At 57.8% G+C, this 26,255-nt stretch carries 25 protein-coding genes and 3 pseudogenes; 12 read left to right on the plus strand and 16 right to left on the minus strand.

All coding sequences use genetic code 11. The features are described 5' to 3' along the window. Positions 1 to 489: 489 nt before the first annotated feature. Entirely contained in the window at positions 490 to 669 is a 180-nt protein-coding gene (locus QTL94_RS23255) for a hypothetical protein (RefSeq protein WP_065691686.1), read from the plus strand. 1,213 nt (positions 670 to 1,882) lie between these two features. On the opposite strand, the gene QTL94_RS23265 is transcribed toward QTL94_RS23255, so the two are convergent. Continuing rightward, the gene (locus QTL94_RS23265) at positions 1,883 to 2,230 is read right to left on the minus strand and encodes a hypothetical protein (protein WP_141683949.1); all 348 of its coding nucleotides are present in this window, start codon (positions 2,228 to 2,230) and stop codon (positions 1,883 to 1,885) included. Positions 2,231 to 2,474: 244 nt separating this feature from the next. After that, on the minus strand, positions 2,475 to 3,710 hold the full coding sequence (locus tag QTL94_RS23270; RefSeq protein ID WP_289803266.1) for a DUF763 domain-containing protein: 1,236 nt from the start codon (positions 3,708 to 3,710) through the stop codon (positions 2,475 to 2,477). Between the two features lie 418 nt (positions 3,711 to 4,128). Between QTL94_RS23270 and QTL94_RS23275 the strand changes: the two genes are divergently transcribed. From QTL94_RS23275 to QTL94_RS23285, 3 genes are all read left to right on the plus strand, one after another. Then, complete coding sequence (locus QTL94_RS23275) at positions 4,129 to 4,665, plus strand: 3'-5' exonuclease (RefSeq protein WP_289803236.1); 537 nt, start codon at positions 4,129 to 4,131, stop codon at positions 4,663 to 4,665. 113 nt (positions 4,666 to 4,778) lie between these two features. Then, complete coding sequence (locus tag QTL94_RS23280; RefSeq protein ID WP_065691684.1) at positions 4,779 to 5,075, plus strand: PRC-barrel domain-containing protein; 297 nt, start codon at positions 4,779 to 4,781, stop codon at positions 5,073 to 5,075. Between the two features lie 258 nt (positions 5,076 to 5,333). After that, positions 5,334 to 7,067 (plus strand): methyl-accepting chemotaxis protein, encoded by a 1,734-nt coding sequence (locus tag QTL94_RS23285; RefSeq protein WP_289803237.1) that lies wholly within the window; start codon positions 5,334 to 5,336, stop codon positions 7,065 to 7,067. A gap of 126 nt (positions 7,068 to 7,193) precedes the next feature. Here the strand turns inward: QTL94_RS23285 and QTL94_RS23290 are convergent. From QTL94_RS23290 to QTL94_RS23300, 3 genes and pseudogenes are all read right to left on the minus strand, one after another. Next, a pseudogene (locus tag QTL94_RS23290) lies at positions 7,194 to 7,610 on the minus strand (low affinity iron permease family protein). Between the two features lie 21 nt (positions 7,611 to 7,631). Further along, complete coding sequence (locus tag QTL94_RS23295; RefSeq protein ID WP_065691681.1) at positions 7,632 to 8,234, minus strand: BA14K family protein; 603 nt, start codon at positions 8,232 to 8,234, stop codon at positions 7,632 to 7,634. A 63-nt stretch (positions 8,235 to 8,297) separates the two neighbouring features. After that, positions 8,298 to 8,696: a DUF1236 domain-containing protein gene (locus QTL94_RS23300; RefSeq protein WP_065691680.1), complete on the minus strand. Its 399-nt coding sequence runs from the start codon at positions 8,694 to 8,696 to the stop codon at positions 8,298 to 8,300. Between the two features lie 497 nt (positions 8,697 to 9,193). Here QTL94_RS23300 and QTL94_RS23305 point away from each other — a divergent pair, with 497 nt between their 5' ends. After that, the gene (locus QTL94_RS23305) at positions 9,194 to 10,276 is read left to right on the plus strand and encodes a YihY/virulence factor BrkB family protein (protein ID WP_502944173.1); all 1,083 of its coding nucleotides are present in this window, start codon (positions 9,194 to 9,196) and stop codon (positions 10,274 to 10,276) included. Between the two features lie 26 nt (positions 10,277 to 10,302). On the opposite strand, the gene QTL94_RS23310 is transcribed toward QTL94_RS23305, so the two are convergent. Beyond that, positions 10,303 to 11,112 carry a mechanosensitive ion channel family protein gene (locus QTL94_RS23310; RefSeq protein WP_065691679.1) on the minus strand — a complete coding sequence of 270 codons (810 nt, stop codon included), beginning with the start codon at positions 11,110 to 11,112 and terminating at the stop codon, positions 10,303 to 10,305. 287 nt (positions 11,113 to 11,399) lie between these two features. Here QTL94_RS23310 and QTL94_RS23315 point away from each other — a divergent pair, with 287 nt between their 5' ends. Beyond that, positions 11,400 to 11,576, plus strand: coding sequence for a hypothetical protein (locus QTL94_RS23315; protein ID WP_158007267.1), 177 nt, complete (start codon positions 11,400 to 11,402; stop codon positions 11,574 to 11,576). 158 nt (positions 11,577 to 11,734) lie between these two features. Then, on the plus strand, positions 11,735 to 11,980 hold the full coding sequence (locus QTL94_RS23320; RefSeq protein ID WP_083199359.1) for a DUF982 domain-containing protein: 246 nt from the start codon (positions 11,735 to 11,737) through the stop codon (positions 11,978 to 11,980). Between the two features lie 180 nt (positions 11,981 to 12,160). On the opposite strand, the gene QTL94_RS23325 is transcribed toward QTL94_RS23320, so the two are convergent. The 3 genes from QTL94_RS23325 to QTL94_RS23335 form a co-directional block, all read right to left on the minus strand. Further along, positions 12,161 to 12,415: a hypothetical protein gene (locus tag QTL94_RS23325; protein ID WP_244499482.1), complete on the minus strand. Its 255-nt coding sequence runs from the start codon at positions 12,413 to 12,415 to the stop codon at positions 12,161 to 12,163. A gap of 129 nt (positions 12,416 to 12,544) precedes the next feature. Further along, positions 12,545 to 12,910: a hypothetical protein gene (locus tag QTL94_RS23330; RefSeq protein WP_065691678.1), complete on the minus strand. Its 366-nt coding sequence runs from the start codon at positions 12,908 to 12,910 to the stop codon at positions 12,545 to 12,547. Positions 12,911 to 13,074: 164 nt separating this feature from the next. Further along, positions 13,075 to 13,806, minus strand: coding sequence for an endonuclease/exonuclease/phosphatase family protein (locus QTL94_RS23335; RefSeq protein WP_141683960.1), 732 nt, complete (start codon positions 13,804 to 13,806; stop codon positions 13,075 to 13,077). A 96-nt stretch (positions 13,807 to 13,902) separates the two neighbouring features. Here QTL94_RS23335 and QTL94_RS23340 point away from each other — a divergent pair, with 96 nt between their 5' ends. Then, the gene (locus QTL94_RS23340; RefSeq protein ID WP_065691677.1) at positions 13,903 to 14,877 is read left to right on the plus strand and encodes a putative bifunctional lysylphosphatidylglycerol flippase/synthetase; all 975 of its coding nucleotides are present in this window, start codon (positions 13,903 to 13,905) and stop codon (positions 14,875 to 14,877) included. Here QTL94_RS23340 and QTL94_RS23345 read toward each other — a convergent pair. Continuing rightward, positions 14,818 to 16,359 carry a phospholipase D-like domain-containing protein gene (locus tag QTL94_RS23345; protein ID WP_065691676.1) on the minus strand — a complete coding sequence of 514 codons (1,542 nt, stop codon included), beginning with the start codon at positions 16,357 to 16,359 and terminating at the stop codon, positions 14,818 to 14,820. The two genes, QTL94_RS23340 and QTL94_RS23345, sit on opposite strands and share 60 nt — an antisense overlap. Positions 16,360 to 16,584: 225 nt before the next feature. Between QTL94_RS23345 and QTL94_RS23350 the strand changes: the two genes are divergently transcribed. Beyond that, positions 16,585 to 16,827 (plus strand): DUF982 domain-containing protein, encoded by a 243-nt coding sequence (locus tag QTL94_RS23350; protein ID WP_065691675.1) that lies wholly within the window; start codon positions 16,585 to 16,587, stop codon positions 16,825 to 16,827. Between the two features lie 184 nt (positions 16,828 to 17,011). Here QTL94_RS23350 and QTL94_RS23355 read toward each other — a convergent pair. Then, a pseudogene (locus tag QTL94_RS23355) lies at positions 17,012 to 17,267 on the minus strand (SDR family oxidoreductase); the annotation flags it as partial. A gap of 191 nt (positions 17,268 to 17,458) precedes the next feature. Here QTL94_RS23355 and QTL94_RS23360 point away from each other — a divergent pair. Beyond that, a complete protein-coding gene (locus tag QTL94_RS23360) occupies positions 17,459 to 19,030 on the plus strand; it encodes a Fic family protein (protein WP_065691673.1) in 1,572 nt (523 codons plus the stop codon). Positions 19,031 to 19,178: 148 nt separating this feature from the next. Here the strand turns inward: QTL94_RS23360 and QTL94_RS23365 are convergent. The 5 genes and pseudogenes from QTL94_RS23365 to QTL94_RS23385 all read right to left on the minus strand — a co-directional run. Beyond that, positions 19,179 to 19,885 (minus strand): annotated as a pseudogene (locus QTL94_RS23365) (SDR family NAD(P)-dependent oxidoreductase); the annotation flags it as partial. 148 nt (positions 19,886 to 20,033) lie between these two features. Continuing rightward, positions 20,034 to 20,456 carry a hypothetical protein gene (locus QTL94_RS23370; protein WP_289803238.1) on the minus strand — a complete coding sequence of 141 codons (423 nt, stop codon included), beginning with the start codon at positions 20,454 to 20,456 and terminating at the stop codon, positions 20,034 to 20,036. A gap of 611 nt (positions 20,457 to 21,067) precedes the next feature. After that, on the minus strand, positions 21,068 to 22,132 hold the full coding sequence (locus tag QTL94_RS23375) for a DNA topoisomerase IB (protein ID WP_065691671.1): 1,065 nt from the start codon (positions 22,130 to 22,132) through the stop codon (positions 21,068 to 21,070). Positions 22,133 to 22,388: 256 nt separating this feature from the next. Next, positions 22,389 to 22,529, minus strand: a complete 141-nt coding sequence (locus QTL94_RS23380) for a hypothetical protein (protein WP_289803239.1) — start codon at positions 22,527 to 22,529, stop codon at positions 22,389 to 22,391. A 31-nt stretch (positions 22,530 to 22,560) separates the two neighbouring features. Next, positions 22,561 to 23,010 carry a hypothetical protein gene (locus QTL94_RS23385; protein WP_065691669.1) on the minus strand — a complete coding sequence of 150 codons (450 nt, stop codon included), beginning with the start codon at positions 23,008 to 23,010 and terminating at the stop codon, positions 22,561 to 22,563. A gap of 360 nt (positions 23,011 to 23,370) precedes the next feature. On the opposite strand from QTL94_RS23385, the gene QTL94_RS23390 reads away from it, so the two are divergent. Together QTL94_RS23390 and katE are read left to right on the plus strand one after the other, a co-directional pair. Continuing rightward, a complete protein-coding gene (locus QTL94_RS23390) occupies positions 23,371 to 23,874 on the plus strand; it encodes a YciE/YciF ferroxidase family protein (RefSeq protein WP_065691668.1) in 504 nt (167 codons plus the stop codon). Between the two features lie 76 nt (positions 23,875 to 23,950). Continuing rightward, complete coding sequence (gene katE / locus QTL94_RS23395; RefSeq protein ID WP_065691667.1) at positions 23,951 to 26,071, plus strand: catalase; 2,121 nt, start codon at positions 23,951 to 23,953, stop codon at positions 26,069 to 26,071. Positions 26,072 to 26,255 lie beyond the last annotated feature (184 nt).

The raw sequence follows: 26,255 nt of genomic DNA on the forward strand, positions 1-26,255 counted from the left end.
ATTTTCAGGATCGTTAATGCGAATGCCCGGCAGGCAAAATAACCAGCTCTGGGTGCATCTCCGGCCGTGCAGCCCAATTTTGGGTAGACCTCAACCATCGCCTACGACTTGGCTTATTCGAACCCTGCGCGTGTGTCCGGGATACGATTGGTCACCAAGCGGACCGATGTCTTGGACTTAGTGTTTTGTTTCCGCGCCGCTCTACAGCTCCCGGGCCCTTAGCAAATAGCCGGCCTCGTCGCAGATTCATCTTGAGCAGTCGAATTTCAGGCCGGCCGCGATGCATGCAGGCTCGAGCGCCTTGCGCCCCACGAATTAAATAGAAGCGTCGCTTTCCTCGCCAACACCGGATGCTGCGGCGCTGGCTCCCAGGTGCAGTCGCGCGTTTCGCGATAGCTATCCTGCGCTTCTTACCCCTTTGTTGATTTCCACGCGGAACTGATCCGGTGGGGGTGCGGACGAAAACTTGGACCACCAAGGAGGTAGTTCATGTATTCCTACGCAGGCAGACTTCGAGCGGTTGAGCTCTATATCCGGCTGGGCAAGCGACTTAACGCGACCATTCGCCAGCTGGTAATGTTGTCGGTGTTGGACGGACCGGTGTCGTGCACCAGCGTCTCGGTGACGGTCAGGGGTATGAGTTCCAGGCTCGCCAAACCATTGGCGTAGTTTTCCCCATCCGTCGCGGATCCACGCGTCGATCGCTTCCTCGAACGATCTGCTTGTCACCAGACCCGCGAACGATCCATTCAGGGGCACGATCGCTGCTCCGGTTGCTCCGAGATGACGCTGGCCACATCGAGCGCGCGACCCCAGTCTCCACCGCTGGCAGCATTCCGAGAATGCCGTGCAGATTGCGCTCAGGTTCCAGTCGGCGGCCATGCTGTCCCCGATCCAATGCGCCGAAGGTCTCGGCGATCCCCATTGAAATCACAGAGAACACGCATGGTCCACTGCAACTTGCACGAAATGCGTAGGATATCTACGCTCGCGCACAAAGCTCGCCTTCAGTCGCTACGGAGCATTCTTTAGGTGTTGCACCATCCAATTGTCACATGAGTTGGGGGACGGTTGTGGGAGAAGCCGTCGGCCCACTAGGGATGCCACGCAGGCGACCGTGATTGACCATCGATGGCCGATCGGACCAGGGAGGCAAAAGTCACGCGACCGATCGGGCTACCCTGAAACCCAGAGCGACTTGCGGCCGTAGGCTCGCCAAAGCAACCTGCCAATTGAGATGGTCGGGTTTAAATTTCCTTCACCATTTTTTGGCATGACATCGCGGCGCGGATTTATATTGCGTTCCGTGCGCAGGGGGCATCTATGCGAGTGTCTTTGGTCCGAGTCTGGTCCACCGCGTTCATTCTGGCGGTACTCGTCGCAATCAATCCATTCGGCAATCACGCGGCGGGGCCGCTGGCGACCGGATCCAGCCCAATGAAGAATTGATGGGGCGATCGCCCGGCACCGCGAACCGCTGCCGGAAGACGCTGGGCGACAGGTATAGCCCAATCGACCCAATTCCATGAATATTCCCATTGCTCTGCTGCCTTTTCCTGTGCGATCGAGACCACCTGTAACCTGGGCCCCTTGCCAAGCGCCTGGGCGACAATAGGGATGAAATACCTTCCTTCCCAAACGGCATTGTAGCGAGCGCCGGGTTCAGCCCTTCGCCCACATAAGCCGACATGCCCTTGTCCCGGGCAATGGCAATCAAGGGTGAAATCAGACCCTGCTTTATAGTGTTGTGCACCTGCGGAAGGCGGACCACCCCCAACATTCACATCGGCCTCGAGAAGAGAATTGCCCGCCAGTTCGGATGCAACGCGCGGATTTGGATGCTCGTGCTAGGCATTTGAAGCCATCACCGCGGGTCGTGGGATTACCCAAACCGCGCCAGCATGCCGCGAAGCAGTTGATTTTCTGACAACAAGCGCGCCCTTTGCGATGTTTCGATCATCGAAGCGCCGCCTGGTCGGGAGCCGCCATTTTTTGCCGCTCCATGCCGTGTCGTTATAGACGGCGAATTGTGTCTCTTCCGCTTGTCGAGCACGCCGAGCGCTTCGGGAAGCTCTAGACCGAGCGGTGCGCCCAGCCCAGACAATTGGCTATCGAGCTGAGCTATCCAAGCCCGATATTTTTCCCGGAGCGGATGATCTTCAGACAGCGAAGAGAGTTTCATGAGAGCCAAGCGCCTTTGGTCACGACGCAAACCCAAATCTGTTTTCATCAACAACACGTTCCCATCGTTCATCAATCACTATTGAACATAACGAGAACGAAAGCAGTAGTAAATGCCTTCAAGAAAGTTGGAATCCTCCCCGGAGACGTGCTTTTCCACGTACGGATACGAGGGTAGATTGGTTCGCGCGCGTGATACGCGAAGATGACTGAACGCCGAGCGTCTACGCTTCAGTGTCAGGTCCTTTCGGGGGTCATCCAGGGAAGCAGCCTGTCGAGAAAGACTTCCCCGATTATTCCTCCCAACCAAATACGCTTCGGCCGCCAAATTGGTTTGAATCGCGGAATTCTCCCGCAACGATTTCCTTAAGATCCGGACCGGTGACGTATTGCTCCAGCCGACGCGCCTGAATGTCCAGGCGCTGCAATGCGGCAAGCTCTTCGTCACGACCAAGACGCCCTTTGGAAACCGCGGACCGCATCACGTTGATTGTTTCGTCATAGACCTTCAGCGGGACTGGGAAAGGGTGACGGTCCTTGCCACCGTGCGCAATCGAAAACCTGGCAGGGTCCGAAAACCGACAAGGAGCGCCGTGCACCACCTCGGCGACCAGAGCCAGAGCACGCACGGTTCTCGCGCCCACGCCTGGTACCATCAAGAGGTCCTGGTAATCGACAGGTGCGCGATCAGCCGCCGCGGCCAGATTTCCGTGCAAGCGCTTCATGTTGACATCCGTCTCCCGCACATCGTGATGCGCTGGCATGGTCAGATGCGGCAGAGAGAGTTGACTTTGTTCGGGCTTGACGGCGGGGTCCATCTGGCGGGCAAGCGCAGAGGCCTCCTGAATGATCCGGTCAGGACCCAATGCCGCCAGAATATCGAGTTGGCCGTCCCGTGAGCGTTCGGCTCGCTTGTCGGCGAGATTAATGATGTCACCTCGCGTTCTTCCCTCAATCGCGCTGTGGGGCGAATCGACGAAACTTTGCAGGCCCTCTGACAGCCAGTGGTAGCGCCTCGCCTGTCGAACCTCGTCATTCATTCCCTGCTGTACGACGACCCATTTCCCATCGTCGGCTACGATGAAGCCGTGAAGGTAGAGATCAAATCCGTCCTGAACCGCGGCACTGTCAACCTTCGCCACGAGGCGACTGACGTTGGCGAGGGCTGCGCCGTCGATCCCCACTCGACATCCGATCTCGACCAGCTCGTCAGGGGTCTTGCGCGACTGACCACCCCTCCCACCGCAGACGTGAAGTCCAAGCTCTCTCGCGCGCGGCTTCAAACCCCGCTTCAACGAGCCGAGGACGCTGGTGGTAATGCCGGAGGAATGCCAGTCCATGCCCATCACCGAGCCAAACGACTGAAACCAGAATGGGTGAGCGAGCCTTCGCAGGAATTCATCCCGCCCGTAATGGTGAATGATCGCTTCGGCAACAAGCACGCCGAGCTTCGTCATCCGCTCCCCGAGCCAATGGGGAACTCGCCCGCCATGAAGCGGCAAATCGGCACTACCTGATCGTCTAGACATGGCTGGCACTTTAGACATTGACGAAGGTGAAGGCAAACAAGCGCACTGGATCCGCCATTAGGAGCACAGCACCCCTAGGGACCCCTCCAAATGAACCCCGCTCTCGTTGGCGAGTTCCTTTTGAAACGGCACTACCGGCATATGCCAAAAACATTCTCATCCATCAGCATTTCGCCTTTGACCTCGACGAGCACGGGCCCCGTCAGAGCTTGGGAAACTGCAGTCGATGCGTCTGAAGACCAGGCCATCGAGGAGGCTAAGGTGATTGCTTCACGTCCTGCGGGCGTCGTTGTCCTCCGACGAGACGGCCGTCCGCCGTTAGGGAGGAAGGCGATCCGATCGTGATCTTTCGCTCAGGAACGACCGACGGCTTCGATCGAGCGTTGCGACAGTAGGTCTCCCGCCCTAACTAAATCAAATGATCGTGTTCCTCGACTTCGAAGCCTCCTCCCTTGGCAAACACAGTTATCCCATCGAAGTCGCCTGGGTCTTCGAAGACGGGCGTTCGCAGTCTTTTCTAATAAGGCCCAAGCCAGGATGGGTGGATTGGTCCGAGGATGCGCAAAGGATCCATGGCATCTCTCGCGATCGCCTTGAGTCAGAAGGAAACGACATCGAAGTTGTCGCCGGGGAGGCAATGAAGCAGCTTTCGGGAAACGAGCTTTATGCGAGTTCGCCTTCGTGGGACGGCAAGTGGCTAAGTGCGTTGCTGCGGGGTGCAGGGCTGCCGCGTCACGCCTTGCGATTAAGGAAATCCGACGACCTCTTTATCGAGGAGGCAACCGATATCCTCAAAACAAGTCACACTGAGTTCGATGTCGCCGGGGTGGTCGCAGATATCATTACAGGATCCGAGCCACATGACCCAGCTCATCGCGCTCTTCCCGACGCACTTCTCGAGTTAGAGCGCCTAGGCCTTGTCAGGGACGCAGCCCGGAAAATTGCGGGTTCGTGACAGCTGGTTTCCCGCGGCATCGTTGTCGAAGAGAACGTCGGATATTGCGCGCCGTGTGGAACATTCAGTCTGCGGCCAGCTTATCCCACCATCAACAAAGGAGGATGCAATCTATGGACCACACAAACCACGTTCGTCTTACCAGCTCGGAACTCACGCCAGCCGTCCTGGAAGGGGCGACAATTTACGGCGTCGACGATCACAAGGTCGGCAAGATCGATCACGTCCATGGCGCAGGCGCAGGGGGCTCTGCCGTCATCGATGTAGGAGGCTTTCTTGGTATCGGTGCCAAGCCCGTTGCGATCCCGATTTCGGACCTCGAGTTCATGCGTGACGAGGATGGGGACGTCCATGCCGTGACGAATTGGACAAAGGACGAACTCAAGATGATGCCAGAGCATCACGACTAAACCTTTGGCTTGCTAATACGCGGAGGCGGTCGAAGGGCCGCCTCGTTCAAGTGTTGGGTGGTCCGATGAGGCACCAAAAGGGCGCTCGTTCCACTCGCATTACCGGGCAAATATTGCGTTTGCGCTATACTTGTTCGCTTGTCCGTTTATCCAATATATTTCAGTATTAAGCGCAAATTAAGTTTAACGAGATACTGTCGGGGGGTCGCAAGGGGCAGCGGCGACTACGTTAAAACGAATGCTTGACCGGATTTTCAAATGACGAGCTTTCCTAAGCTGGGATTGGACGCTTCTGCCGTGCTCGAAGCGATCGGAAGGTCCCAAGCTATGATTGAATTCGATCTCTCAGGCAAAATCCTCTCTGCCAACGATAACTTCTGCAAGGCCGTCGGTTACGAGCGCTCAGAAATCATTGGGCAACATCATAGCATGTTCGTTCTCCCGCAAGAGGCCAACTCGCCTGACTATAGAGCCTTTTGGGCAAGACTTGCCCAGGGGGAATTCGATCAATGCCAATACAGACGCTTGGCGAAAAGCGGAGAGGAAATTTGGATTGAAGCCTCGTACAATCCAGTCTTCCGGTGGGGCAAGCCCTACAAAGTCGTCAAGATCGCGACCGACATAACGGCAGCGAAGCGAAAGGGTGCAGAGGCCGAAGGCAAGCTGGAAGCTCTCTCGCGGGCGCAGGCCATGATCGAGTTTACCCCAGACGGTTACATACTGGACGCAAACGAGAACTTTCTCGCGGCCTTGGGCTACGAAGCGCAGGAAATCGTCGGCAAGCATCACTCCATGTTCTGCGATGGAGACTACGCCCGATCGCAGGAATATCGTACATTCTGGGAAGCGCTGCGGCGTGGACAGTATTCGACAGGTCAATTCCTGAGGTTCGGAAAGAACGGCAAGCGGATTTCCATCCAGGCGTCCTACAATCCCATTCTTGACGACAAGGGAAACGTCTTCAAGGTCGTGAAGTTCGCTCTCGACGTGACGGATCGGATGCATGCCGTCGAAGAATTGGGCGCCGCCCTTGAGAGGCTGTCCGAATGCAACATCCGCATTACCCTGGATCATCCGTTCGTCGGCGAATTCGAGCGGCTTCGCGTCGATTTCAACAAGTCGATTGGCGAATTCCAAAAGACGCTGGTCAATGTGCTAGGGCAGACAGGCGATCTTACACGCAGCAGCCAGGAGGTTCGGGAAGCTGCCGAACTGCTGGGTGAACGGTCCAGAAACCAGGCGACAGCGCTTGAGGAAACGTCCGCGACCCTGCGGGAGATTACAGCGACCGTCAACGCGGCCACCGCGGACGCGTTGGAGACGCGGCAACTCGTTCAGAGCACGCGGACTTCGACAGCAGGCTCGATCAAGGTTGTCCAGGACACCATCGAGGCGATGCAGCGCATCGAAGCTGCTTCCCTTGAAATCAGTCAGATCATCGGTGTGATTGACGGGATCGCCTTCCAGACGAACCTTCTGGCTCTGAATGCAGGGGTTGAGGCCGCCCGGGCGGGTGACGCAGGAAAGGGCTTCGCCGTCGTTGCCCAAGAGGTTCGCGAGTTGGCCCAACGGTCCGCAAAGGCCGCGAAAGAGATCAAGGATCTTATCACGAAATCAGGCGCCACCGTCGTCGAGGGCGTGCGGTTGGTAGGCGCAACCGGGGACGCGTTGAAAGAGATCGACGTGATGGTCAAGCGTATCGACGGCAACGTCGACAAGATCGCAAGTGCCGCCCAGGAGCAGACCTCGGGCATCGCAGAAATCAATGGTGCCATCGACCGCCTTGACCAGATGACGCAAGAAAACGCAAATCTGAGTGCCCGAACTACCTCCATCAGCCGGACTCTCGCGGTAGGCGCAGACGCGCTCTCGCAACTCATCAACCTCTTCAAGCTGAACAGGCGCTCGGTCCAGCGCTCAGACGGATCATCCATTCAATCTGAGTATTCAAAGCGAATGGCCGCGCAGGCCAGAGCCAGATCCGTGGCTTAGTCCACCTAGCACTTGAGGAAATCCGATACCAACGCGCGGCAGTTGAAGGCGGTGGCGAAAGCTGCTGCTCCCAGAGGGAGTTGGGAGCAACCGGGACGATCGCGCTTGGGCCTAATGTCGGCCGTCTCACGCTGAAGTACGATCCAGCTCCGCGGCCCTAACGTCTGCCACTTCCTCGACGCACTTGGCCTTCTCGGCCAGCGTATTGCTCATTTCCCGCAGTTGCTTTTCATCGAGCTTTTCGATGCCGACGAACTTGTTTTGAGCTTTTGACGTCAAAATGAGTTCGTCCAGTTTCGCCCGGAGGGCCTTGCCGTCTCGGTTCTGCGAGTTCTGCAGTACGAAGACCATCAGGAAGGTAATAATCGTCGTACTCGTATTGATAACGAGCTGCCATGTTTCGCTGAAATCGAAGAACGGACCGGAAATCGCCCACGCGAGAACGAGAGCTACCGCAAGGACGAATGTCGCGGGCCGTCACGACAATTCGGCCACCGAAGCAGCGAATTTTGAAAAGAAACTGGACCGCTCTCCTTTGCTCATTGAAGCCTCTCAATTTCTATCTCACCTTGCCGACGCCATCTCCTGGCCCGCCGGCGCAACACAAGTCTGGCGTGGACCATCGTAAGGCTGGTATGTGTTGTCAGATGCCCGGTAGGACTGATAGCGAGCCGCGCACCATGTCGCCGTGGAAGAATTCAGCGCGGCGCCGGTCTGCGCTTGGGCCACCGCGTCGTCCCCGGTTTGCGAAGGCATGTGCGGCGACATGCAAGCCTTCGTCTTTCCGCTGAAGGACCGGTAGGTGTTGGTAGCCTGATCGTACGACCGGTACCGGGAGAGGCACCATGCCAGGTGTTGCGGCGAAAAGGTTGGCTTATCCGGTTCCGGCGTAGAGCCGACCGGAGAGCCGGATACCGGCAAGCGATCGACGACGTTCACCTTTGGCGCGTCGGTAACGTAGGTCGAATAGACTGCCGGAATCCGGTCGTAATTCTGTTTGGCAACATCAACCCGCACAGGCGTGCTGGTCCACAGATCAGGCGAAGTTCCCGCCTCCAGCCTATGCTGTTCCGGCTGCGCCATGACCGCTTGTGTCAGTGACACGACAGCAATGCCCAGCCCGATGGAACTCGCGATTCCAAACGTCAATGAAGCGACGGTCTTCATTTCCCGATCTCCTGGTAATTGGGAAGCCGATGGACGCGGCAGGCTGCCGCGTCCTGAGGTGGATCAGTTGATGACCTGGATCACCTTGCGGGAGGACGGCTCGACGATGACGCGTTCGTCGTTCACGATCGCATAGGAATATTTCGGGTTCTCGGGAACGGGCGTCACGACCACCGTTTCAGGAAGCGCATGGCCGACGACGACCTTCTCCTTGACCACAACGCGGGCTGTCGGTGCGGGAGCTTCACGGACATAGGTGACCACCGTCTGCGGCGGCGGATCGAGTACGGTTCCAACCACGGCACCCGCGACACCGCCCACGGCTGCCCCGACAGGGCCGCCGACGATTGCGCCGGTAACCGCGCCACCTGCAGCGCCGTTGACTGTGGACGATTGGGCGAAAGCAACGCCCGACATGAGCGCGGCCGATACCGCCGCACCAACGATAACCTTATGAAACATTTGAACCTCCTTCTTCTTTCACGATCAATTGACCGCGGCGGAAGAACGAGCGATCCGCCAAGCTGTTCCACTCTTGGGACTTTAGTCCGGGGTCGGAACAGTCTGGGTGCACTCTCGTTGTCAGGCAGTGCTGGTCGTACGCACGTCCAAAGGACGACCATTCGAGACATGGAGAAATGCAGATGAACAACTTGATCGGCTCGTGGACGCTGTTGTGATTGTCCTCGCTATTTTGAGCTTCCTCAGCCTCGATTGACGTTGAGGGGGATTCAACTCTGCCTGGATGTGATGGTTCTTTGCGAAATAAGCCGCTCATGAGGATGCGAGCTTGAAACCCTCGACTTTGCTCAAGAAGCGACAATCGGAAACGCCTTCCATCAGTCAGTTGCAACACGCCCACTTCCGACTGCAGAGAACAAGGTCCCGCACCTGCATCTTTTCGGCGATTGCAACGTTATCGAGGACAAGACGGCATCTACGATAATGGAGTGCAGTACGTGTCATCGAGATCGTTATTCGCCGCGAGTTCGGGCACAAAAATCTTCGTTGTCTTGTCTCTGGCCGTTGCTGGTTGGATTGCAATGAGGACGAGACAGGAGTCCAAAACGCCGGCGGCGTCGCGAAAAGATGATGAAGAGGGTCGAGGCCGAGACGCCTTGGTGCCAGAAAAAATCCCGGTGAAAGGCCTCCGTGACGTATTCTGGCGCGTGGTCCATGAGGTCATGGAAGATCGTGTGACGCTCATTGCAGCGGGCGTGACATTCTATCTGCTGCTTGCATTGTTTCCGGCCCTTGCCGCTCTTGTCGCGATCTACGGGCTGGTTGCTGATCCAGCCACGATGGCGGAGCACCTACGTGAGCTCTCGGGCTTGCTTCCGCCAGGGGCGTTCGACCTTATCGCCGACAGGATCACGAGCCTGGTGGAAGCGCGAAGCTCAACGCTCGGGCTGACATTCTTCATTGGCCTGGCTGTCGCGATCTGGAGCAGTCACGGCGCGACACTTGCGGTGTTCGATGCGATGAATGTCGCTTATGAGGAAACGGAGAAGCGCAGTTTCATTCGCCTGAACGTGCTTGCTCTTGGCTTCACGCTTTGCTCGATGGTGGCGGGCGCAATGATTATCGGCCTGGTCGCGGTCATGCCGGTGGTGATGTCCTATCTGTGGCTGGACCAGTTCAAGGAAAATCTTGCCCTGGTGTTGCCATGGCCTTTCCTTTTCTTCGTGACTGCGGCAGCGACGACCGCCGTCTATCGTTTTGGCCCCAGTCGAGAACCGGCGAAGCTGCGATGGCTGACCTGGGGCGCGGCCCTTGTCACTATCCTTTGGTCTGCGATGTCGGTCGGATTCTCGTTCTATCTCGATCACTTTGCAAACTATGATGCCACCTATGGCACATTGGGCGCGCTGATCGGGCTGTTGATGTGGGCTTGGCTCTCGATCGTCATTCTCATCGTTGGCGGCGAACTCAACGCGGAACTGGAGCATCAAACGGCCACGGACACGACCACGGGCCAACCGCTTCCGATGGGGCTTCGGGGCGCATATGTTGCCGACACCCTCGGCGAGGCCGCGGACTAGCGGTCATGCGCCGCCGGATCGAGGAGCTATTTCAGGACAATCCCCTTGCTGGATAGTCCATCCTTGAGCCGGTCGATCATGTCGTACCGCGTTTCCGACCATTGGTTTGTTCGCGCCCAATACTGGAGGGTCAGCACGGTCTTATCGGCGGTGAGATCATTTGAAAACACGCGCGGGGCCGGTTGTTTCTGCACTCTTTCGTCGGATGTGACGATCGTGAGGATTTCATTCTTCACGGGATTGGCGTCGATATCGTAGCCAATCGCGACCGATAGCTCCTGCCGACGGCTGGATTCTCTGCTGTGGTTGGTGATTGGGGTATTCCATAGGGTTGAATTGGGCGCCATCAGGTAGAGGCCGTCGGCTGTTTTCATTTCCGTGGCGAATAAACCGATCTCAACGATAAACCCCTTCACGCTACCCGTTTCGATATATTCCCCAACGCGTAGAGGGCGCAGCACAAGCAACATGATGCCGGCGGCGATGTTCTGCAGTGTTCCCTGCAAGGCCAGTCCAATCGCCAGACCGGCGGCGCCCAGGGCAGCAATGATCGAGGCTGTCTGCACACCGAACTGTCCCAGAACCATCACGAACACGAGCACCAACAGTCCGTAGTGCAGGACATTCTCAAAAAAGCGAGCGAGCGTTTCGTCGATACCGTGAATCCTGGAAATACCCTGATAGGCCCATCGGCTGATTATTCCTGACAGGACCCATCCTGCCACAAGCAGGAGCAAGGCACCGACGAACGAGAAGCCATATTGGACCGCAAGTGCCGTGACCTGTGCAAATGCAGTTCGCGTTGCCACAATCACATCTGTTGCCGATGTATCCATCAATCCGCTCCTTCTGTTGTCGACCTCAGGTGTAAACCGGTCAGAACGAATGGGGTTCCGTTCACGATGCGACCCGTAACCCCCGACCTCAGATATTCCCGGTGCGCATAATTGCAGATACGCCAGTGTGCGCTTCGTATCCGCGCAAGTCAGCCGAAATGGCTCACGCCAAGCGCGTTCTGCCGCTTCGATTAACAAAGTTAAATGACTGGTCGCCCTGGCAGAATTACTGTTTCAGTGAGTCCCGGGCGGCCGGGGTTCCACAGTCCTTCTTGAAGGAGTAAAGCATGGAACAGCAAGTCCAAAGATCCAAAAAGGCTGAGCGCGAAAGACGCTTCGCTCAAACCAACCGGATCGCCACTGCGATGATCGAACGCGATCTCAAAGCAAAGCGAGAAAAAACGGAACGCTTGCGTCAAGAACGCATGGCAGTCGAAACGGACGGCCGCAAGCGCGATATCTAATTGAGCTGCCGGGCCGTCAGCGCCGGAAGAGTGGTGCGACATTCGCTCTTCTTGCGTCAGCTTCGTGCCCTGGCGATAAAGCAAGCCATTCATCGTCCACTGATTTACCACGGAACAAAATCGACCCCAATTCGTTCGTTGGTCCGAACGAGGTGGACATGATTGACAGCAGCCTTTGGAATAAGCCGGTTTTGATTGTGATCGGGACGACTACGCATTGGGTCAAGAATGCGCGAGAGGCAGCCTGGCTTCTTGCTGACCAGTGGCCCGTCGTGAGCGGAAAGCCATTCATCGGCGCCTTGCAGGCATGTGCCGCAGCAATCGAAGGTAGGAGCCCGGCTGCCTTTGCGCGACTGGCGTTTGTTGCAGCCGCTCGGCACGCCAATCTTCGCGTCGAACCGTAGTTGGACAAGGGCAAACCAATCGCTGCGGTTGCCTGTGACGACGTGCGAAGACGTAGCTCGATAGCGAAATATCTCGAAACTCTCGATTGCGTTGACCCTGCTGCTCGCCGATAAGGCAGGTCTCCATGAGGAGGCGCAGGTCGGGACCCCGTCGAGGCGCGCGGTTATCGAACCAAGGGTCTAGTGGCTGTTGCAGGGTGCAGGTCGCGCGCTTTCGTAAGTGCGCTCCGGGAAGAGCTGCCGGCGAATCTGTCTGAGCTTGTCGGCTTCGCTTGTCTGGCGGACCAGCACCTGCGACGTGACGTCAACGAAGGGCTTTCCGTCCGACGCGGCCACGCGCACAGTACCGCCGTGAGTGAGAAAGTCGCAAAAGGCTTCAATCGAGCGAATGCGCGTCGTGAGTTCGACGTAGCGGTCATTACTTCCGTTCAACATCGCGTTCTCCTTGCAGAGCAGCTGCATTCATTTCCGAAAAGTTCGGCGGCATCATGGCGGCTGCTGTCGAAAGCCGGATGTGGGCGGCCTGGCCCTACACGGAAGCAAAAATGAAAGATATCGCACAGCTCAACGCGTCTTTTCGTTTCCCGTCGGCGTCGTCACTTGGGTCGAGCCGTTTCCATTTCCACTTGGCGCAGGAGATTTGTCGGTAGCCTCGGGAGGCCGGCTCGTTCCATCAGCGGCATTGTCGTCGAACGTTCCCGCACCAGACGGCTCCAATGGTGTTGAGCCGGTGGACGTCGAGGCAGTCGGTGTGGGGTCCTTGTCAGCGCTTTCGCCCCATATCTCCAAGCCACCCCACGTGATCAACGCTAGGAGCAAACCGCAGATCAATACGATGAAGACAGGCTTTCCGTAGCTGCCTTGCCTCGCCTCGGTAGCTGTTTCGGTAACCTGAGACTTTGAAGAGGTATCCTCATTGTGGGTTGCCATTGCGATCTCCTACGCATGGTGGTGGCTCTGTTTTCTAACGCCCAAGCCGTGTCCGTGTTCCGTGGGTAGCACCGTGCAAGACCTGCCAAACGAACCTTCGACCGGCGCCAGACAAAGAAACCGAGGTGGCGTCAGGTAGTCGATGCCGATGGCCATGACGCAGTTTAGCCGGCCAGAAGAACCTCGGCGAGCAACGGAAGGTGGTCTGACGCGCGAGCGGAGTTCGGGGTATTGACGACTTCGCACCGGGCCACGTCCAAGTCCGGCGAAACGAAAATATGGTCGAGGCGTACCATGGGAAAACGCGACGGAAAGGTCTTCCCCGCCTTTTTCCCTGTTAAGAGCTGGGCGTCGCGAAAGCATTGGCCAAGCGTCTTGTAGACCAGCGATGAGGGGACTGCGTTGAAGTCACCACAGACGATCGAGGGATGTCCGTGAAACTCGCTATTTCTAATCCAGTCATCTCCCAGCAAGGCTTCAATCTGCGCGGCGCGATCAAAGCTTCGCAGCCCTAGATGCGTGTTCAAGACGTTCAATCTCTGACTGCCAAGCTCCACCTGAACCCAGAGGGCCCCGCGCTGCTCGCCCAGGGACGGCAAGGGTCCTGCGTTCATCAATCTGGTCGGGAGAGCCGTCATGATCGCGTCGCCGTATTTTTCCTCGACGACGTGAAGCGCTGGATGGAAATGCGCCTCCATTTTTAGAAGCGACGCGATGACATTCGCCTGGTCGATCCCGCCCGTCCGCTGGCGCCCGACGTCAAGCTCCTGCAAGGCGACAATGTCAGCGCCGGTCGCCGCAATCACGTCGGCGATGCGGTGAGGATCTGCCTTCCGATCAGCGCCGACGCAGCTGTGCACATTATAGGTCAAAACCGTAACGCGCCGCGAGCCCACAGCGCTTTCCATTGCTTTTATGGTCATGCTCGGGGAACTGGATGCACGGCTGTTTCGTTCCAAAGCCGAGGCCAATTCGGCTAGGACGGAGGTCGCATGAGCGCAAGACGCATTTTGATCAACCTTATTTTCCTCGGGACGCTCATCTTGGCTGGATACCTGCTGAACAAGGTCTTCCACCAATACTCGATGGCCGACATCATTGCGTCGATCGGTGGTATTCCCGCAGAAAGGCTTCTGAAAAGCGGTGCATTTGCAGCAGCATCCTATCTTTGCCTGACCGGCTTCGATTGGCTAGGCTTGCGATACGCGGGCAAGCCGCTCGCCTACCACCGAGCCGCGATAACCTCGTTCACTGCCTTGTCGATCGGACACAGTTTAGGAATGGCAGCCCTCAGTAGCGGCGCGGTGCGCTACCGGTTTTACAGACGATGGGGCCTGAATTCCGAGGAGATCGCAAAGGTCGTCCTGCTTTGCGGGGTGACCGTGGGATTGGGGCTGATCGTGCTCTCGGCGATAACCTTGCTGGCGAACCCTGTCGATGCAGGCAAGGCCTTGGGTCTCGATAGGAAAAGCACCTTTCTGCTGGGCTTCGGATGCGCGGCAGTGGCAATTGTCTATTTGATACTGTCGACCACCGCAAAGAAGCCGCTCTCCATCTGGCGCTGGCATTTTCACATGCCCCGCCTGTCTATCGCTGTGGCGCAGATATTATTGGGGACACTCAATTTTGTCTTTGTATCGGCGTGCCTGCATCAACTCATTTCAGCGCACGCGCAAGTGAGCTTGTTGAGCGTGGCGACGGCTTTCGTCCTTGCAAACGCAGCGGTAATACTGACCCACGTGCCTGGAGGCTTGGGTGTCCTCGAAGCCACGGTGTCACACATTTTGCCGGGCGAAGCGTCCATTGGCGCGCTGGTCGCCTTTCGCGCAATCTACTTCTTGGCGCCGCTTGCGTTCGGCCTTGTCAGTCTGGCCGTCACCGAGCTTAGCCTCCGCGGTCGCCCGACATCAGAAGATCGCGCCAAGGGTCGTTCTGAGGCTCGAAAACACCGGCCGCAAACGGCGTAGGGGGTAAAAGGGCATTTTCGGATCAACGAGGGAAGTTCCCGGCATCGGGGAGATCTCGCCGGCAGCAAGATTGATCGAGAAATCGCGCAAGCCCCGAGACCCAACGTTGAGAGCGTCTACGCAGGAAATCATGGAGCCATGTTCCGAAAGCGTTTGCGCAACCACCTCGGGCGAGCTGCCGAGATGTTCAGCCAGAAGCTTGTTTCGAAGCGACGCGATTGCCGTTCGTTGGGTCTCGTCACGAGCCTCGACTGCCAGGTCACATTCCGTGTCCAGGCCTTCCGATCGATTATTCAGGTTCGACGAGCCAATTCGGATGAACCTGTCGTCGATGATGATGACCTTGGAATGAACCGTGATCTCCTGCTCGCCGCCGTTCAAGCCTGACGTCGCGGCATAAAAGACCCGTAGTTTTCCGTGGCGATCCATTCGTTTCAATCGTCGAATGACCCGATCTCGATTACCGCCCATTGTCAGCTTCTCGATCAGCCCATGGGAACTCCGGGTGACCAGGATGACGATTTCGAGACCGTCAGCTTCCTTCAGCCGACGAGCAATCGTTCGCGCGACGCTGAAGGAAGCAAGATATTGCGTCTCGATATAAATGGATTGGCGCGCTGAGCGGATGGCGTCGCGGGTCAGGCGAATTGCTTCATGCCGTCCGCGCTTGCCGAAAAAGCCAGGTTCGGTGAGGGCAACCGCAACATCAGCGTCATGCAGATCCGGCGAAACCGAACGGGGCCAGATCAAGTGTCGTGGCGACCGTTCGACCACTTCACGGGTTGCATGCTTCCATCGGCGACGCGCGACGTCTCCAACAAGGCGCGCCGCCTCACCTGAGACGACCGCCTGAATGTCGTGGACCGGTCCGTAGGGCGATCCATTTGGAGCGACCCTTAGGGGATTGTCTGCGCGGTGATCGGGCTCGTCCCAGCGCCGCGCCGTGAGGTCGATACCGCCGAGAAACGCAATGCTGTCATCGATAGCAACCAGCTTCTGGTGATGGCATCCCCGTATCGGATGCTTGAGGTCAAACCGCAAACTGATCTGAGGATGGATCGAGAGCGCGTTTTCGCGGAAGAGGCTGAACGATTTTCCCGAGTAGATGGGGCCCATCCCCCACACCAGGATCCTGATTTGCAGGTCTGGTCGCGCCTCGGCGACAGAGATCAGTAGCTCACCCAGTGTTTCCGAACTCACGCGCGGTCGCAGGCGAATATCCGGATTGAAGTCCCACCCGACGATCCAGATTGTGTGGCGGGCCTCGCGCACCGCCGCGTCGACCGCGGAGAAATAGGACGACCCGTCAATCAGAAACGACGCATGGGGAGCTTTCGCCCTGCTCCAGGCATTGCGCCCTTCGACGATAATCGCAGGGCCAGACGAACACCTGTCCAGCGCTGTTGTGCGCTTCGCGGCGGCAAGGTAACCGGTACCGCCCGCACCTCTTTGCTGTTTGCCCGTCACTTGAAAGATCGTCATGAATACCGCGCCTCCTTTTCGTGCGCGAACAACGCGCAACCGGAGATTCCGTTCCCTACACAAGCACTTCGCGATGGAAGGAATGGCGCCTTTTTCAAGGCGGCGTACACGGCCTGTCAAAGGTTCCGCCTGATGAAATAGGGGGACGAGAATAGGCACGGGGACGACGGAACCGCCGGTCGTGGATGGCGTTTAGATGTTGCGCGCCAAAGGGAGGAACGAGACATGCCTATCGAGAAATGGGATCAGCCGGTCGAACTGACGTCCGGGCGGCGGGAGAATATTGTCGTTACAGGCCCCTTCGAGGCGGTGATATGCCTCTCGGACGGCTGGCCCGACATGGCGGCAGCCAGCTTCGTCGCCGCCCGCACCGCCTGCCGTGGAGCGCTCGCCGGTAGGGTCACCGCCGAAGAGGCTCGAAAGCGCTTTATGGTAGCGGTCAAGGATGCGAATCTCATGCCGCACTGACTGCCAGATCCCTCGGTGGAAATGCAAAAGCAATATTCGCCGATATCTGGAGCAGGACGGCGGCGCCACGTCGCCAAACCGGTTCGGCGACCTCATCGGAGGCGAACAGCGCGCTGGTCTCGTACGGTGTCTGTTCGTACGCCCGCGGGGGAGTGGCACGGCGCATCCCCAGTCGTACGTTTTCTCAATCAATAGCCGCGCCGAAGATGGGCAGAATTTTGCCTGTGATGCAGCTAGACATCCGAGGAGACGCGAGAAAAACGCAGGCGGGTGCAATCTCTTCGGATTGAGCCGCTCGCTTCATCGGAATTTGGCTCCCGAACTGTTCAACGTCGACGGGCTCCTTGTCCGAAGGATTGTGCGGCGTCCAGACTGGCCCTGGCTGCCACCGAATTGACACGAATGCCTCGGGTCACTAGTTGGCCGGACAAGGCTCTTGTGCGGAATTAGGTGGTAACTGCCAACCGACTTCCTGTCTGTTAAAAAGCAGGCAGAGAGCGGTCTTCGCGGAGGTTTGCAGCTACTGAGCCTCCTGATCCACGCGTCTAATTAGTGCGTTGCAAATACACCTAATTAGTGTTGTCGAAAAGCAACGGATTAGTGCGGTCGTTGCGTCTGCAGGATTCACGAAATGTCAGGACGCCCGCCAAATGAACTGCTCGCCTCATCGCTTCGCGAGCTTCGAGGTGTAACCGAACAAGGGGCTCGATCAGTTCTGAAGAGCGACCTTTTGAGCAGGGTTCATCGCGAGCGTCTCGCCAAGGCGGGGTTTGTGGAAGAGATAATGCGCAGGTGGCTCGCGGTCAATTCCCGACCTTCCGATAGGCGTCGGATCGACTCCGAGTGGAGCACCGTCTACTGGGAATTCGTGCGAAGCTATCTTAACGATCGCTTCGGAAACGATTGGTGCTTCTCGCCGGAAACGTCGGTGACTTTATGGGCAGAAAACTGGTCTGTCGCGCCGCAGATTGTCGTTCGCAGTCCTGCAGCCAATAATCAGGTTCTTCCAATGCCGGGCGGGACGTCCCTTTACTTGTTACGGGTTCCACAACCCGACCAATCTATCGTTCACAATGGCGTCCGGGTGCTTACCAAGGAAGAGGCGATCGTCAACAGTGCAAAGAATAGCTGGACCGCAATACGGACCGACATGATCGCCGTCATGGGGTCTATTCGCGGTTCTGCATCGCTTCTTCGCGTTCTCCTTTCCAGCGCAAGAACCACCATGGCCGGAAGGATAGCCGGTGCCCTGCGCCATCTTGGAAGGATCCGCGACGCCGATAGCATCCTGTCAACGATGAGCGCGGCCGGATATGTCGTTCACGAAGACGACCCATTTGACGACAGTGGCCACGCTGTGCTCGACGAACGAAGAGCGGCGGCACCTGCGGCCACCCGCATCAAGAATCTGTGGGCGAAAATGAGCCGGGATGCTCTGGACAGCATCGATATAGGAGGCACGCGGTTCAACGACATCGACGCGTACATGGAGGAGATCGAAGAGCGATATGTCGCGGATGCGCTGAATTCCCTTTCAATCGAAGGCTATCAGGTGTCGGAAGAACTCATCGAGAGGGTTCAGTCGGGCGCCTGGAACCCCGAAGAGCACGCAGGAGATGCCGATGCCCGGAACGCCTTGGCTGCGAAAGGCTACCGCCTCGCGTACGAAGAGGTGAGGAAGGATATCCGGTCGATCCTTGAGGGAGAACCATCGGGACCTCTTCTGTCGCACCGACATCAGGACTGGTTCAGGGCGATGTTTCAGCCATCAGTGCAGGCTGGCATCATAGACGCGTACAAGCTCGCGGGTTATAGGGGTCACAACGTGTATCTGCGGGGTTCCACTCATGTCCCCCTCCCACCGCATGCGATAGCTGATGCCATGGACGCTCTGTTCGAGTGCATCGAGGATGAACCCGATTCACGGGCCAAGGCTATTGTTGCCCCTTTCCTCTTCACCTACATTCACCCCTTTCCAGATGGAAAGGGACGCTCAGGTCGCTTCCTCATGAATGCACTGCTGGCTGAAGCCGGACTACCCTGGACGGTCGTACCTGTCGATCAACGCGACAGGTACATGTCATGTCTTGAGGAAGCCAGCCAGAACGAGAATATCCGGCCGCTTGCACTCTTTATTGAGGAACTGGCAAAAGCACCACCGCCGCCACGCCCACAAACTACAGCATGGGCGAGCAAAAAATAGGAGATTGGAACCCGGGCAGGCCAAGTCTCGTTTTCACGATTAACGCTTCTCGAGTGCGGCCGCCGATAGTCTCCGCGATCACCCACCTTCACCCAGACATATACATGCACACTTAAACTGGTGGCAGTTGCTACATAATTCCGCTCTTGAAAGCGTGTATACCACCCTTGGTCATCGAATAATCCAGAAGTTCTTTCGAGCCCTCCAGGCCAGTGACCGAGCCCGTGTTGATGATCGCCGAGCCGTTTGTGAGATGAGGAATGGCCGCCTTTGCCATATAGAAGTACCCGTATAGATTGGTCTTGAACGTCTCGTCGAAATGCTCGTTGCTGAGATCCTCGATATCGTGGGTATGAACCTGGAAGGCAGCGTTGTTGACGACAATGTCGATGCGGCCGAATTGTGCGATCGTCTTTTCCACGGCCGTCTTGCAAAAGGCGCTATCCTTGACATCGCCGCGAATGACGAGGCAGTCCCTGCCTCCTTCCTGACCGCGGTTCTGGTGTCTTCCGCGTCGCGGTTTTCATCGAGATGGACGATTTCTACATCAGCGCCCTCGCGCGCAAAAAGGATCGCCACGGAGCGTGCCAATTCCAGAATCGCCGCCGGTAATCAACACCTTGTCCTTCAACTTACCCGAACCGCTGTAAAACGGTGCGTCGCACATGGGAGCGAGAGGTAGATCTTTCTCGGACCCCGGCTTGTCCTGATGGACCGTGTGGGAAATGGTGGAGCCGAGTATATGCGTGCACCGGCCTGCATAGCCCCTGACCGCTCCTTGTCGTCTTTTCGGTCGGCTTCTTGGACCTGTGACTGGATCTCACGCTGCTTTGCCGCTGTGGATTTCGGTGACATGATCTTCTCCTTCCATTCAAGGGATCAACATTGATGTTGCATAGTGGGTTGTGCCGTTCGCGTCATTTGCTGCCAGGTGGCGAGAGATCGCATATCCCAGGAAGGCCCGCCGGCCGGAGAGCACCCCGACGGGTGACGCCGCTGGGTCTTATCGATGGCCTCTGCCAGAGCGGGCCAGCATGGCAAGGACGGGCGTTGCCGCAGACACCAGTGCTCCGAAAGGAAGCCGCCTGAGGGCCCGGCTAACGACAAAGGTTGCGCCCATCGCTGCGGCAAGCTTCAGCCACGGATGATGCCCAAGTTGCGCATAGGCGCTTGCGTCCGCGCGCCTGGCCGCCGCGCGCGCAATTCCGGAGGTTCGAGACTGCAAGGTCGCGATCCGGGTCTGTAGAAGAGCGACCTCATCGCGAAGATCATCCAGCGATTGATGATGACCGAAATTCTGTTCGTCGACGGGGTAGTCGAGCGGCACCGGGCTGACAGGCGGAATGACGTTCAGTCCCTGCTGACCCGCGTTTGAAGCTTCGATTTTGTTCGTGAAGCTCTCGGAAGGGAAAGCGTTTTGCGCCATGTTCATTTCCTCTAAAAAATGGGATGATCGACAGCCCGTGCGCTTGGCTCTGATCACTCAACGCTCAAGCAGGCGGGAGGTTCATCCTTCATCCGCCGCATCGAAGGAAATCGGCAAGGCAGGGGGAAGTAGTCGCTGCGCCTGCCAATGCGCCAAATGCCTTGGCTGCTTTGACCGATCTCACATTTTGTACCGAGCCGTGAACAGACTTACCTGCTCAAGCCGGCGCGGGTGCCGATCGCTGGGGGCGACAAGCCCCGGCGTATGGGCATAGTCACTGCATCGACTGGCGGCCGGCGCGCAGTTTCGGATACGAGTATTCGCGTCGGCGTTCCACAGGTATTGCGCAGTCAAGGATGTTTTTTCAGGACGAGAACGTGGCGGGGATAAAACTCGGCTGCTTCACCGCCGCCCCTAGGGAGGAACCACCCGACTCCGGCGGCATTTCACTTGGTGAGTGCGGATGGTGTCAACCGGACGCGACAGGGATGGTGAACATTGCGGTTTTTCCGGTTTCCCGCCGTCGCCGACGCAACGGCAGTCGAGCGCCCAACCTGTCTCGACCTCGCCTCTTCCAGGTAGCCCGGTACAAAGTCTGGAACCGCCAAGCATCATTTGCGCATGCTAAGCCAGCGGAAGACCCGGATCTCCTCTTCGTCCATCCATTGAAGAAGGCGCTCGCTTCTGGTCCGTATGGTGAGAATGTCGCCTAGAGTTCCGGCTCTAAAGTCTTCGAATACCGCCGGGTGGATGTAGGATGACCGGCATACAGACCGGGTATTCACGAGTTTTGCGGCAACGAGGTCTATCGCGGTATTGATCTGCCGGGCAATATCCCGCTCCGAAGAAGCCACTGGTGTCGCGGCCAAGGCCTCGACGGCCAGGCATGTTGCTCCCCACGTCCTGAACGGCCGCGATGTGAACTCCCCACCGGCTATCTCTCGGATATAGGCGTTGACGTCCTGCGACCTGACCTCCCGGCGCGTTCCGTCGTCGCACACGTACTGGAAGAGCAACTGTCCGGGTAGCTCCTGGAGTTTGCGCACGACATTGGCAATCCGCCTGTCGCTATGGATGAGGTTCCATTCCTTGCCGGACTTCCCCTTGAAGCGAAACTTGACGCGGTCGCCTTCAATCTTCACGTGGCGACCTCTCAACGTTGTCAGTCCGTACGAGCCGTTTGCCTGTGCGTAGTGCGTGTTGCCAATGCGGATGTAGAGGTTGTCGAGCATCCACACGACCGTTGCCAGCGCCTTGTCCATTGTCAGACCGCGAGATCGTAAATCGGCATCCACACGCTCGCGGATATCAGGCAGGAGCCGGGCGAAATCGGTCAACCGGTCGAATTTTTCACGGCCTCGTTGCTCGTGCCAATCCGCATGATATCGGTATTGACGCCGACCTCGAGCATCCGTTCCGACAGCCTGTAGATGGGAACAGGGGTTGGACGAGATCACCACATTCTCATAGGCGGGCGGTATCGCCAGCGCGTTGAGGCGGGCGATCTCGCTAGCGTCGCTTATGCGACGACCGTCTTGCCCGTAGTAAAGGAAGCCCCTCCTGCTACGCTTGCGCGTTATTCCTGTCTCGAGCCCGGAGATGTATACGAGACCGGACGTGGTGCCCGCTTCGCCCTTGAAGGATGCCACAGCTTCTATACCGACCACCTGGTTCATGACGCGATAACTCGCGCGTAACGCACTGGTTCCCCGAAGTCTGTTGCTATCGGCAGGCATGCCCAAGGAACGGCTGCACTGGTTGACCGGTTTCGCTGCAAAGACCGACAGCGTAGCGTCACGCGCACATGAAAACCCCACATTGAAAGCCGTTAACACGCAAGCGCGCGCCAACGATTCAGGGGGTGTTGATGGTCGGGAGCAGGGTGACGATTTCGTCCTGGCGTTCCTTGGAAAGGGGTTCAACCATTTCGTCCTAGAACGCCTGAGCTTCGGCTGGCTCGTCATCCCACTTTCTGACGCTGACAAGGTTGTCGTCGATCTTGGCGCGCCGCGTGCCTCCCAATCGCAGATATTCCTCGGCCATCCTGGCCGCTTCAGTCTTGAGCTCGTCCATGAGATCCTCCTGTTGAAAGTCGCACGCGATCCTAGACCTGCACGGGCTTTACGGTGCCAACCGATATGGCGCCCTCGACGACCCCACGCGACAGATCGCGCCGTCCATGCTCGATTTCGATGACCGTGTAGAGCTTGTCGTCCCTGAAGGCGCTGGCGTTGAAGGTGGTGACATCCTCCGCCGGAGCTGCGTCGATCTCCATGAAATCGAGTTCGCGCGCTGCGGCCACAATCCGCGCATCCCCGGCTGTTCGAGCCGCTACAACGACGATGCCGTGGCTGGGCGCGTTGTCCCAGCGTAGATCGGAATCCGATGCAATCGGTTCGAGCCGATATACGTTCAGTCGTTCTTGCGAAGGGCCATTGGCACCACGGACTGCTGCATCGGAAATCTGAGCCTGGCTCTCGACCGAATCTCCGAAGTGCGTTTTGCTGGTGGCGTTGTTGATAGGGCTATCGCCTGCTCGGCTGACATTGGACATGAAAACCTCCTGCTGATGATTAAAAGGAAACCTCCAGGCTGCCCCGTGGTTCCATGCGTTCGATGCGTCTCTCCATTTACGGGCTGACCGAATTCCATGAAGTACCATGCGTGGCGCCGGCAGCACTCCATATGGCGTCGCTGGGATGCGTTACGTGACGGCCAGGTCGCAACCGACGCCGAGGCATAAGATCGTTCACCCGACATCTGGGGGATGAACCTGTTCGGTACGCTCGTGGACCGGAACAATCCGAGGGCGTGGAGGTTTGTTCTGCGTCGCTCTTGGAAAGATCGGCATCACGCGCTTGGGGCCAACGAAGGCCACAACTAACAGATTGACGCACTGCCAGAGGAGGACACCATGGCAACGACAAAAACTCTTAACGACCTGTTTTTCGATACTCTCAAGGACATCTACTACGCTGAAAAGCAGATCCTGAAGGCCCTGCCGAAGATGGCCCGGGCCACCCAATCAGATGAAGGAAAAGCAGGCTTTTTACAACATCGTGACGAGACCCAGGGGCACGTGGAGCGCCTGGAGCAGGTCTTTGAATTGATCGGAAAGCCTGCCCGCGGCAAGACCTGTGAAGCTATCCAGGGCATTATCGCCGAAGGCGAGGAAATCATGGAGGAGTTCAAGGGGTCGCCAGCTCTGGACGCCGGCTTGATCTCCGCCGCCCAGGCCGTGGAGCACTACGAGATCGCACGCTACGGGACGCTGATAGCCTGGGCCAACCAGCTTGGTCTTAACGATGCCGTTCCCCTTCTGAAGGCGACACTCGCCGAGGAGGAAGCGACCGACAAGAAACTCACCCAGCTTGCCGAGGCACAGGCGAACGTCAAGGGCAAGAGCAAGGCAGCCTGAAGCTGCGTATTGCCTGAAAGGCCGCCTAGCGCGGCCTTTCCACCATTGGCAGTTTTAATAACACGGGGAAACAGCGATGACCAAGCGACCCACAAACTCCGCTCAGAAATCAAGCAGCGTCAAGATTCACGATGAACAGCTCCATCGCGGCAACGGAGGCGAGCTCCATCAGTTCGCTGAAGACGGGCACGATGTGCTGACGACGGCCCAGGGTAGCCCGGTCGCGGATGACCAGAACACGCTTCGGGTTGGTGCACGCGGCCCGGCCTTGATCGAAGACTTCCATTTTCGCGAGAAGATTTTCCACTTCGATCATGAGAGGATCCCAGAGCGCGTTGTCCATGCACGCGGCTATGGTGCCCACGGCTTCTTCGAGACGTACGAATCGCTGGCCGCCTACACACGCGCGGACGTCTTCCAGAGGGCGGGTGAGCGGACGCCCGTTTTCGTGAGATTCTCAACGGTGGCCGGCAGCAAGGGATCGTTCGACCTTGCCCGCGACGTGCGTGGTTTTGCGGTCAAGATGTACACCAGGGAAGGCAACTGGGATCTCGTTGGCAACAACATGCCAGTGTTTTTCATCCAGGATGCAATCAAGTTTCCCGACATGGTCCACTCCGTGAAGCCCGAGCCGGACCGGAACTTTCCGCAAGCGCAGTCGGCGCATGACACGTTTTGGGACTTCATCAGCCTGACACCGGAAAGCATGCATATGATCATGTGGGTCATGTCGGACCGGGCGATCCCGCGATCGTTCCGGTTCATGGAAGGGTTCGGCGTTCATACCTTCCGTTTCGTCAATGCCCGGGACGAGTCGACATTTGTGAAATTCCATTGGAAGCCGAAGCTTGGCCTCCAGTCGGTGGTCTGGAACGAGGCCGTCAAGATTAACGGTGCTGATCCAGATTTCCATCGCCGGGACCTTTGGCAGTCCATTCAGTCGGGAAACTTTCCCGAGTGGGAACTCGCCGTTCAACTTTTCGACCAGCGTTTCGCTGACAAATTCGACTTCGACGTTCTCGACCCGACAAAAATCATTCCGGAAGAAATTCTCCCCCCGCAGCCAATCGGCCGCCTGGTGCTCGATCGCATGCCAGACAACTTTTTCGCGGAGACGGAGCAGGTCGCGTTCATGACGCAGAACGTACCGCCTGGGATCGATTTCAGTAACGATCCACTGCTCCAGGGCCGTAACTTCTCCTATCTCGACACGCAGCTGAAGCGGCTGGGTGGTCCCAACTTCACGCATCTGCCGATCAACGCTCCGAAGTGCCCCTTCCATCATTTCCAACAGGACGGGCACATGGCGATGCGCAACCCGGTTGGACGCGTCAATTATCAGCCGAACTCGTTTGGTGCTGGCCCGCGCGAGTCCTCCGTTCAAGGCTACCGCCACTTTCCCGCCCAGGAAGAAGGCACCAAGGTGCGTCTTCGCGCGGAAAGCTTCGCCGATCACTACAGCCAGGCAAGACAGTTCTATACCAGCCAGACCCCGCACGAACAGCATCATATCGCGGCGGCGTTGACCTTCGAGCTCAGCAAGGTCGAAACGTCGGCTATCCGAGAGAGGATGGTCTCTCACCTCTTGAACATCGACGAGACGCTGGCGGCAGCTGTCGCTCGCAAACTTGGGCTACGGTCGATGCCGAAACCTGCACCGGCTGCGATGCCAACCCGGCAGGACCTTGCCCCCTCCCCGGCGCTCAGTATTATCGAACGGGGTCCAGGGCGTTTCGAAGGAAGGAAGCTGGGCATTCTTGTCACTGACGGCGCAGACGGCGAGCTGCTTGACGGGCTCGTGGATGCCGTCACAAAGGAAAAAGGGACCTGCGAACTTATTGCGCCGAGGGTTGGCGGCGTGACCCTTTCTGACGGACGCTTTATCAACGCCACGCACATGATCGATGGCGGTCCCTCTGTCCTTTTCGATGCCGTGGTTGTTCTTTCGGCCGCAGACGCGATTGACGACCTCGCCAAGGAGGCTGCTGCGCGAGACTTCGTCTCCGACGCCTACCAGCACTGCAAGTTCATCGGCTACGACAGCACCGCGACACGACTGCTTGAGAAGGCCGGGATTGCCGCGGCATCAGATGAGGGCATGGTCGAACTTTCCGGAGACGACGGCCCTTCATTCTTCGTTTCAAGGCTCGGAAAGCTACGGGTTTGGGAACGCGAGCCGGAGGTCAAGCCAGGCTAGGCTTCGCTTGGTCGGTTGATCGATCGATCGCTGAACAACCTAACGATTGTGATGCTGCCTGCAGTAAGGCCGCATCCACTTGCTTGAACATCCCCGCGCCTGGCTTACGCCTACCAGTTCGCGATGTGAAATTCGCACTGGCGTGAACTATCCAGTCGCGGAACAATCTGCAGACACACGGGTT

Source organism: Rhizobium sp. S96 (genome assembly GCF_030382195.1).
Lineage (GTDB): Bacteria > Pseudomonadota > Alphaproteobacteria > Rhizobiales > Rhizobiaceae > Rhizobium.

Bases quoted from the DNA above. Each gene is read 5' to 3' on its own strand.
- QTL94_RS23280 (WP_065691684.1), top strand. From the start codon at position 4,779: ATGGACCACACAAACCACGTTCGTCTTACCAGCTCGGAACTCACGCCA.
- QTL94_RS23285 (WP_289803237.1), top strand. From the start codon at position 5,334: ATGACGAGCTTTCCTAAGCTGGGATTGGACGCTTCTGCCGTGCTCGAA.
- QTL94_RS23340 (WP_065691677.1), top strand. From the start codon at position 13,903: ATGAGCGCAAGACGCATTTTGATCAACCTTATTTTCCTCGGGACGCTC.
- QTL94_RS23370 (WP_289803238.1), bottom strand. From the start codon at position 20,456: ATGGCGCAAAACGCTTTCCCTTCCGAGAGCTTCACGAACAAAATCGAA.
- QTL94_RS23315 (WP_158007267.1), top strand. From the start codon at position 11,400: ATGGAACAGCAAGTCCAAAGATCCAAAAAGGCTGAGCGCGAAAGACGC.
- QTL94_RS23295 (WP_065691681.1), bottom strand. From the start codon at position 8,234: ATGAAGACCGTCGCTTCATTGACGTTTGGAATCGCGAGTTCCATCGGG.
- QTL94_RS23345 (WP_065691676.1), bottom strand. From the start codon at position 16,359: ATGACGATCTTTCAAGTGACGGGCAAACAGCAAAGAGGTGCGGGCGGT.
- QTL94_RS23300 (WP_065691680.1), bottom strand. From the start codon at position 8,696: ATGTTTCATAAGGTTATCGTTGGTGCGGCGGTATCGGCCGCGCTCATG.
- QTL94_RS23325 (WP_244499482.1), bottom strand. From the start codon at position 12,415: ATGTTGAACGGAAGTAATGACCGCTACGTCGAACTCACGACGCGCATT.
- QTL94_RS23390 (WP_065691668.1), top strand. From the start codon at position 23,371: ATGGCAACGACAAAAACTCTTAACGACCTGTTTTTCGATACTCTCAAG.
- QTL94_RS23375 (WP_065691671.1), bottom strand. From the start codon at position 22,132: ATGAACCAGGTGGTCGGTATAGAAGCTGTGGCATCCTTCAAGGGCGAA.
- QTL94_RS23385 (WP_065691669.1), bottom strand. From the start codon at position 23,010: ATGTCCAATGTCAGCCGAGCAGGCGATAGCCCTATCAACAACGCCACC.
- QTL94_RS23270 (WP_289803266.1), bottom strand. From the start codon at position 3,710: ATGTCTAGACGATCAGGTAGTGCCGATTTGCCGCTTCATGGCGGGCGA.
- QTL94_RS23310 (WP_065691679.1), bottom strand. From the start codon at position 11,112: ATGGATACATCGGCAACAGATGTGATTGTGGCAACGCGAACTGCATTT.
- QTL94_RS23360 (WP_065691673.1), top strand. From the start codon at position 17,459: ATGTCAGGACGCCCGCCAAATGAACTGCTCGCCTCATCGCTTCGCGAG.
- QTL94_RS23320 (WP_083199359.1), top strand. From the start codon at position 11,735: ATGATTGACAGCAGCCTTTGGAATAAGCCGGTTTTGATTGTGATCGGG.
- QTL94_RS23350 (WP_065691675.1), top strand. From the start codon at position 16,585: ATGCCTATCGAGAAATGGGATCAGCCGGTCGAACTGACGTCCGGGCGG.
- katE (WP_065691667.1), top strand. From the start codon at position 23,951: ATGACCAAGCGACCCACAAACTCCGCTCAGAAATCAAGCAGCGTCAAG.
- QTL94_RS23275 (WP_289803236.1), top strand. From the start codon at position 4,129: ATGATCGTGTTCCTCGACTTCGAAGCCTCCTCCCTTGGCAAACACAGT.
- QTL94_RS23330 (WP_065691678.1), bottom strand. From the start codon at position 12,910: ATGGCAACCCACAATGAGGATACCTCTTCAAAGTCTCAGGTTACCGAA.
- QTL94_RS23380 (WP_289803239.1), bottom strand. From the start codon at position 22,529: ATGGACGAGCTCAAGACTGAAGCGGCCAGGATGGCCGAGGAATATCTG.
- QTL94_RS23265 (WP_141683949.1), bottom strand. From the start codon at position 2,230: ATGAAAACAGATTTGGGTTTGCGTCGTGACCAAAGGCGCTTGGCTCTC.
- QTL94_RS23255 (WP_065691686.1), top strand. From the start codon at position 490: ATGTATTCCTACGCAGGCAGACTTCGAGCGGTTGAGCTCTATATCCGG.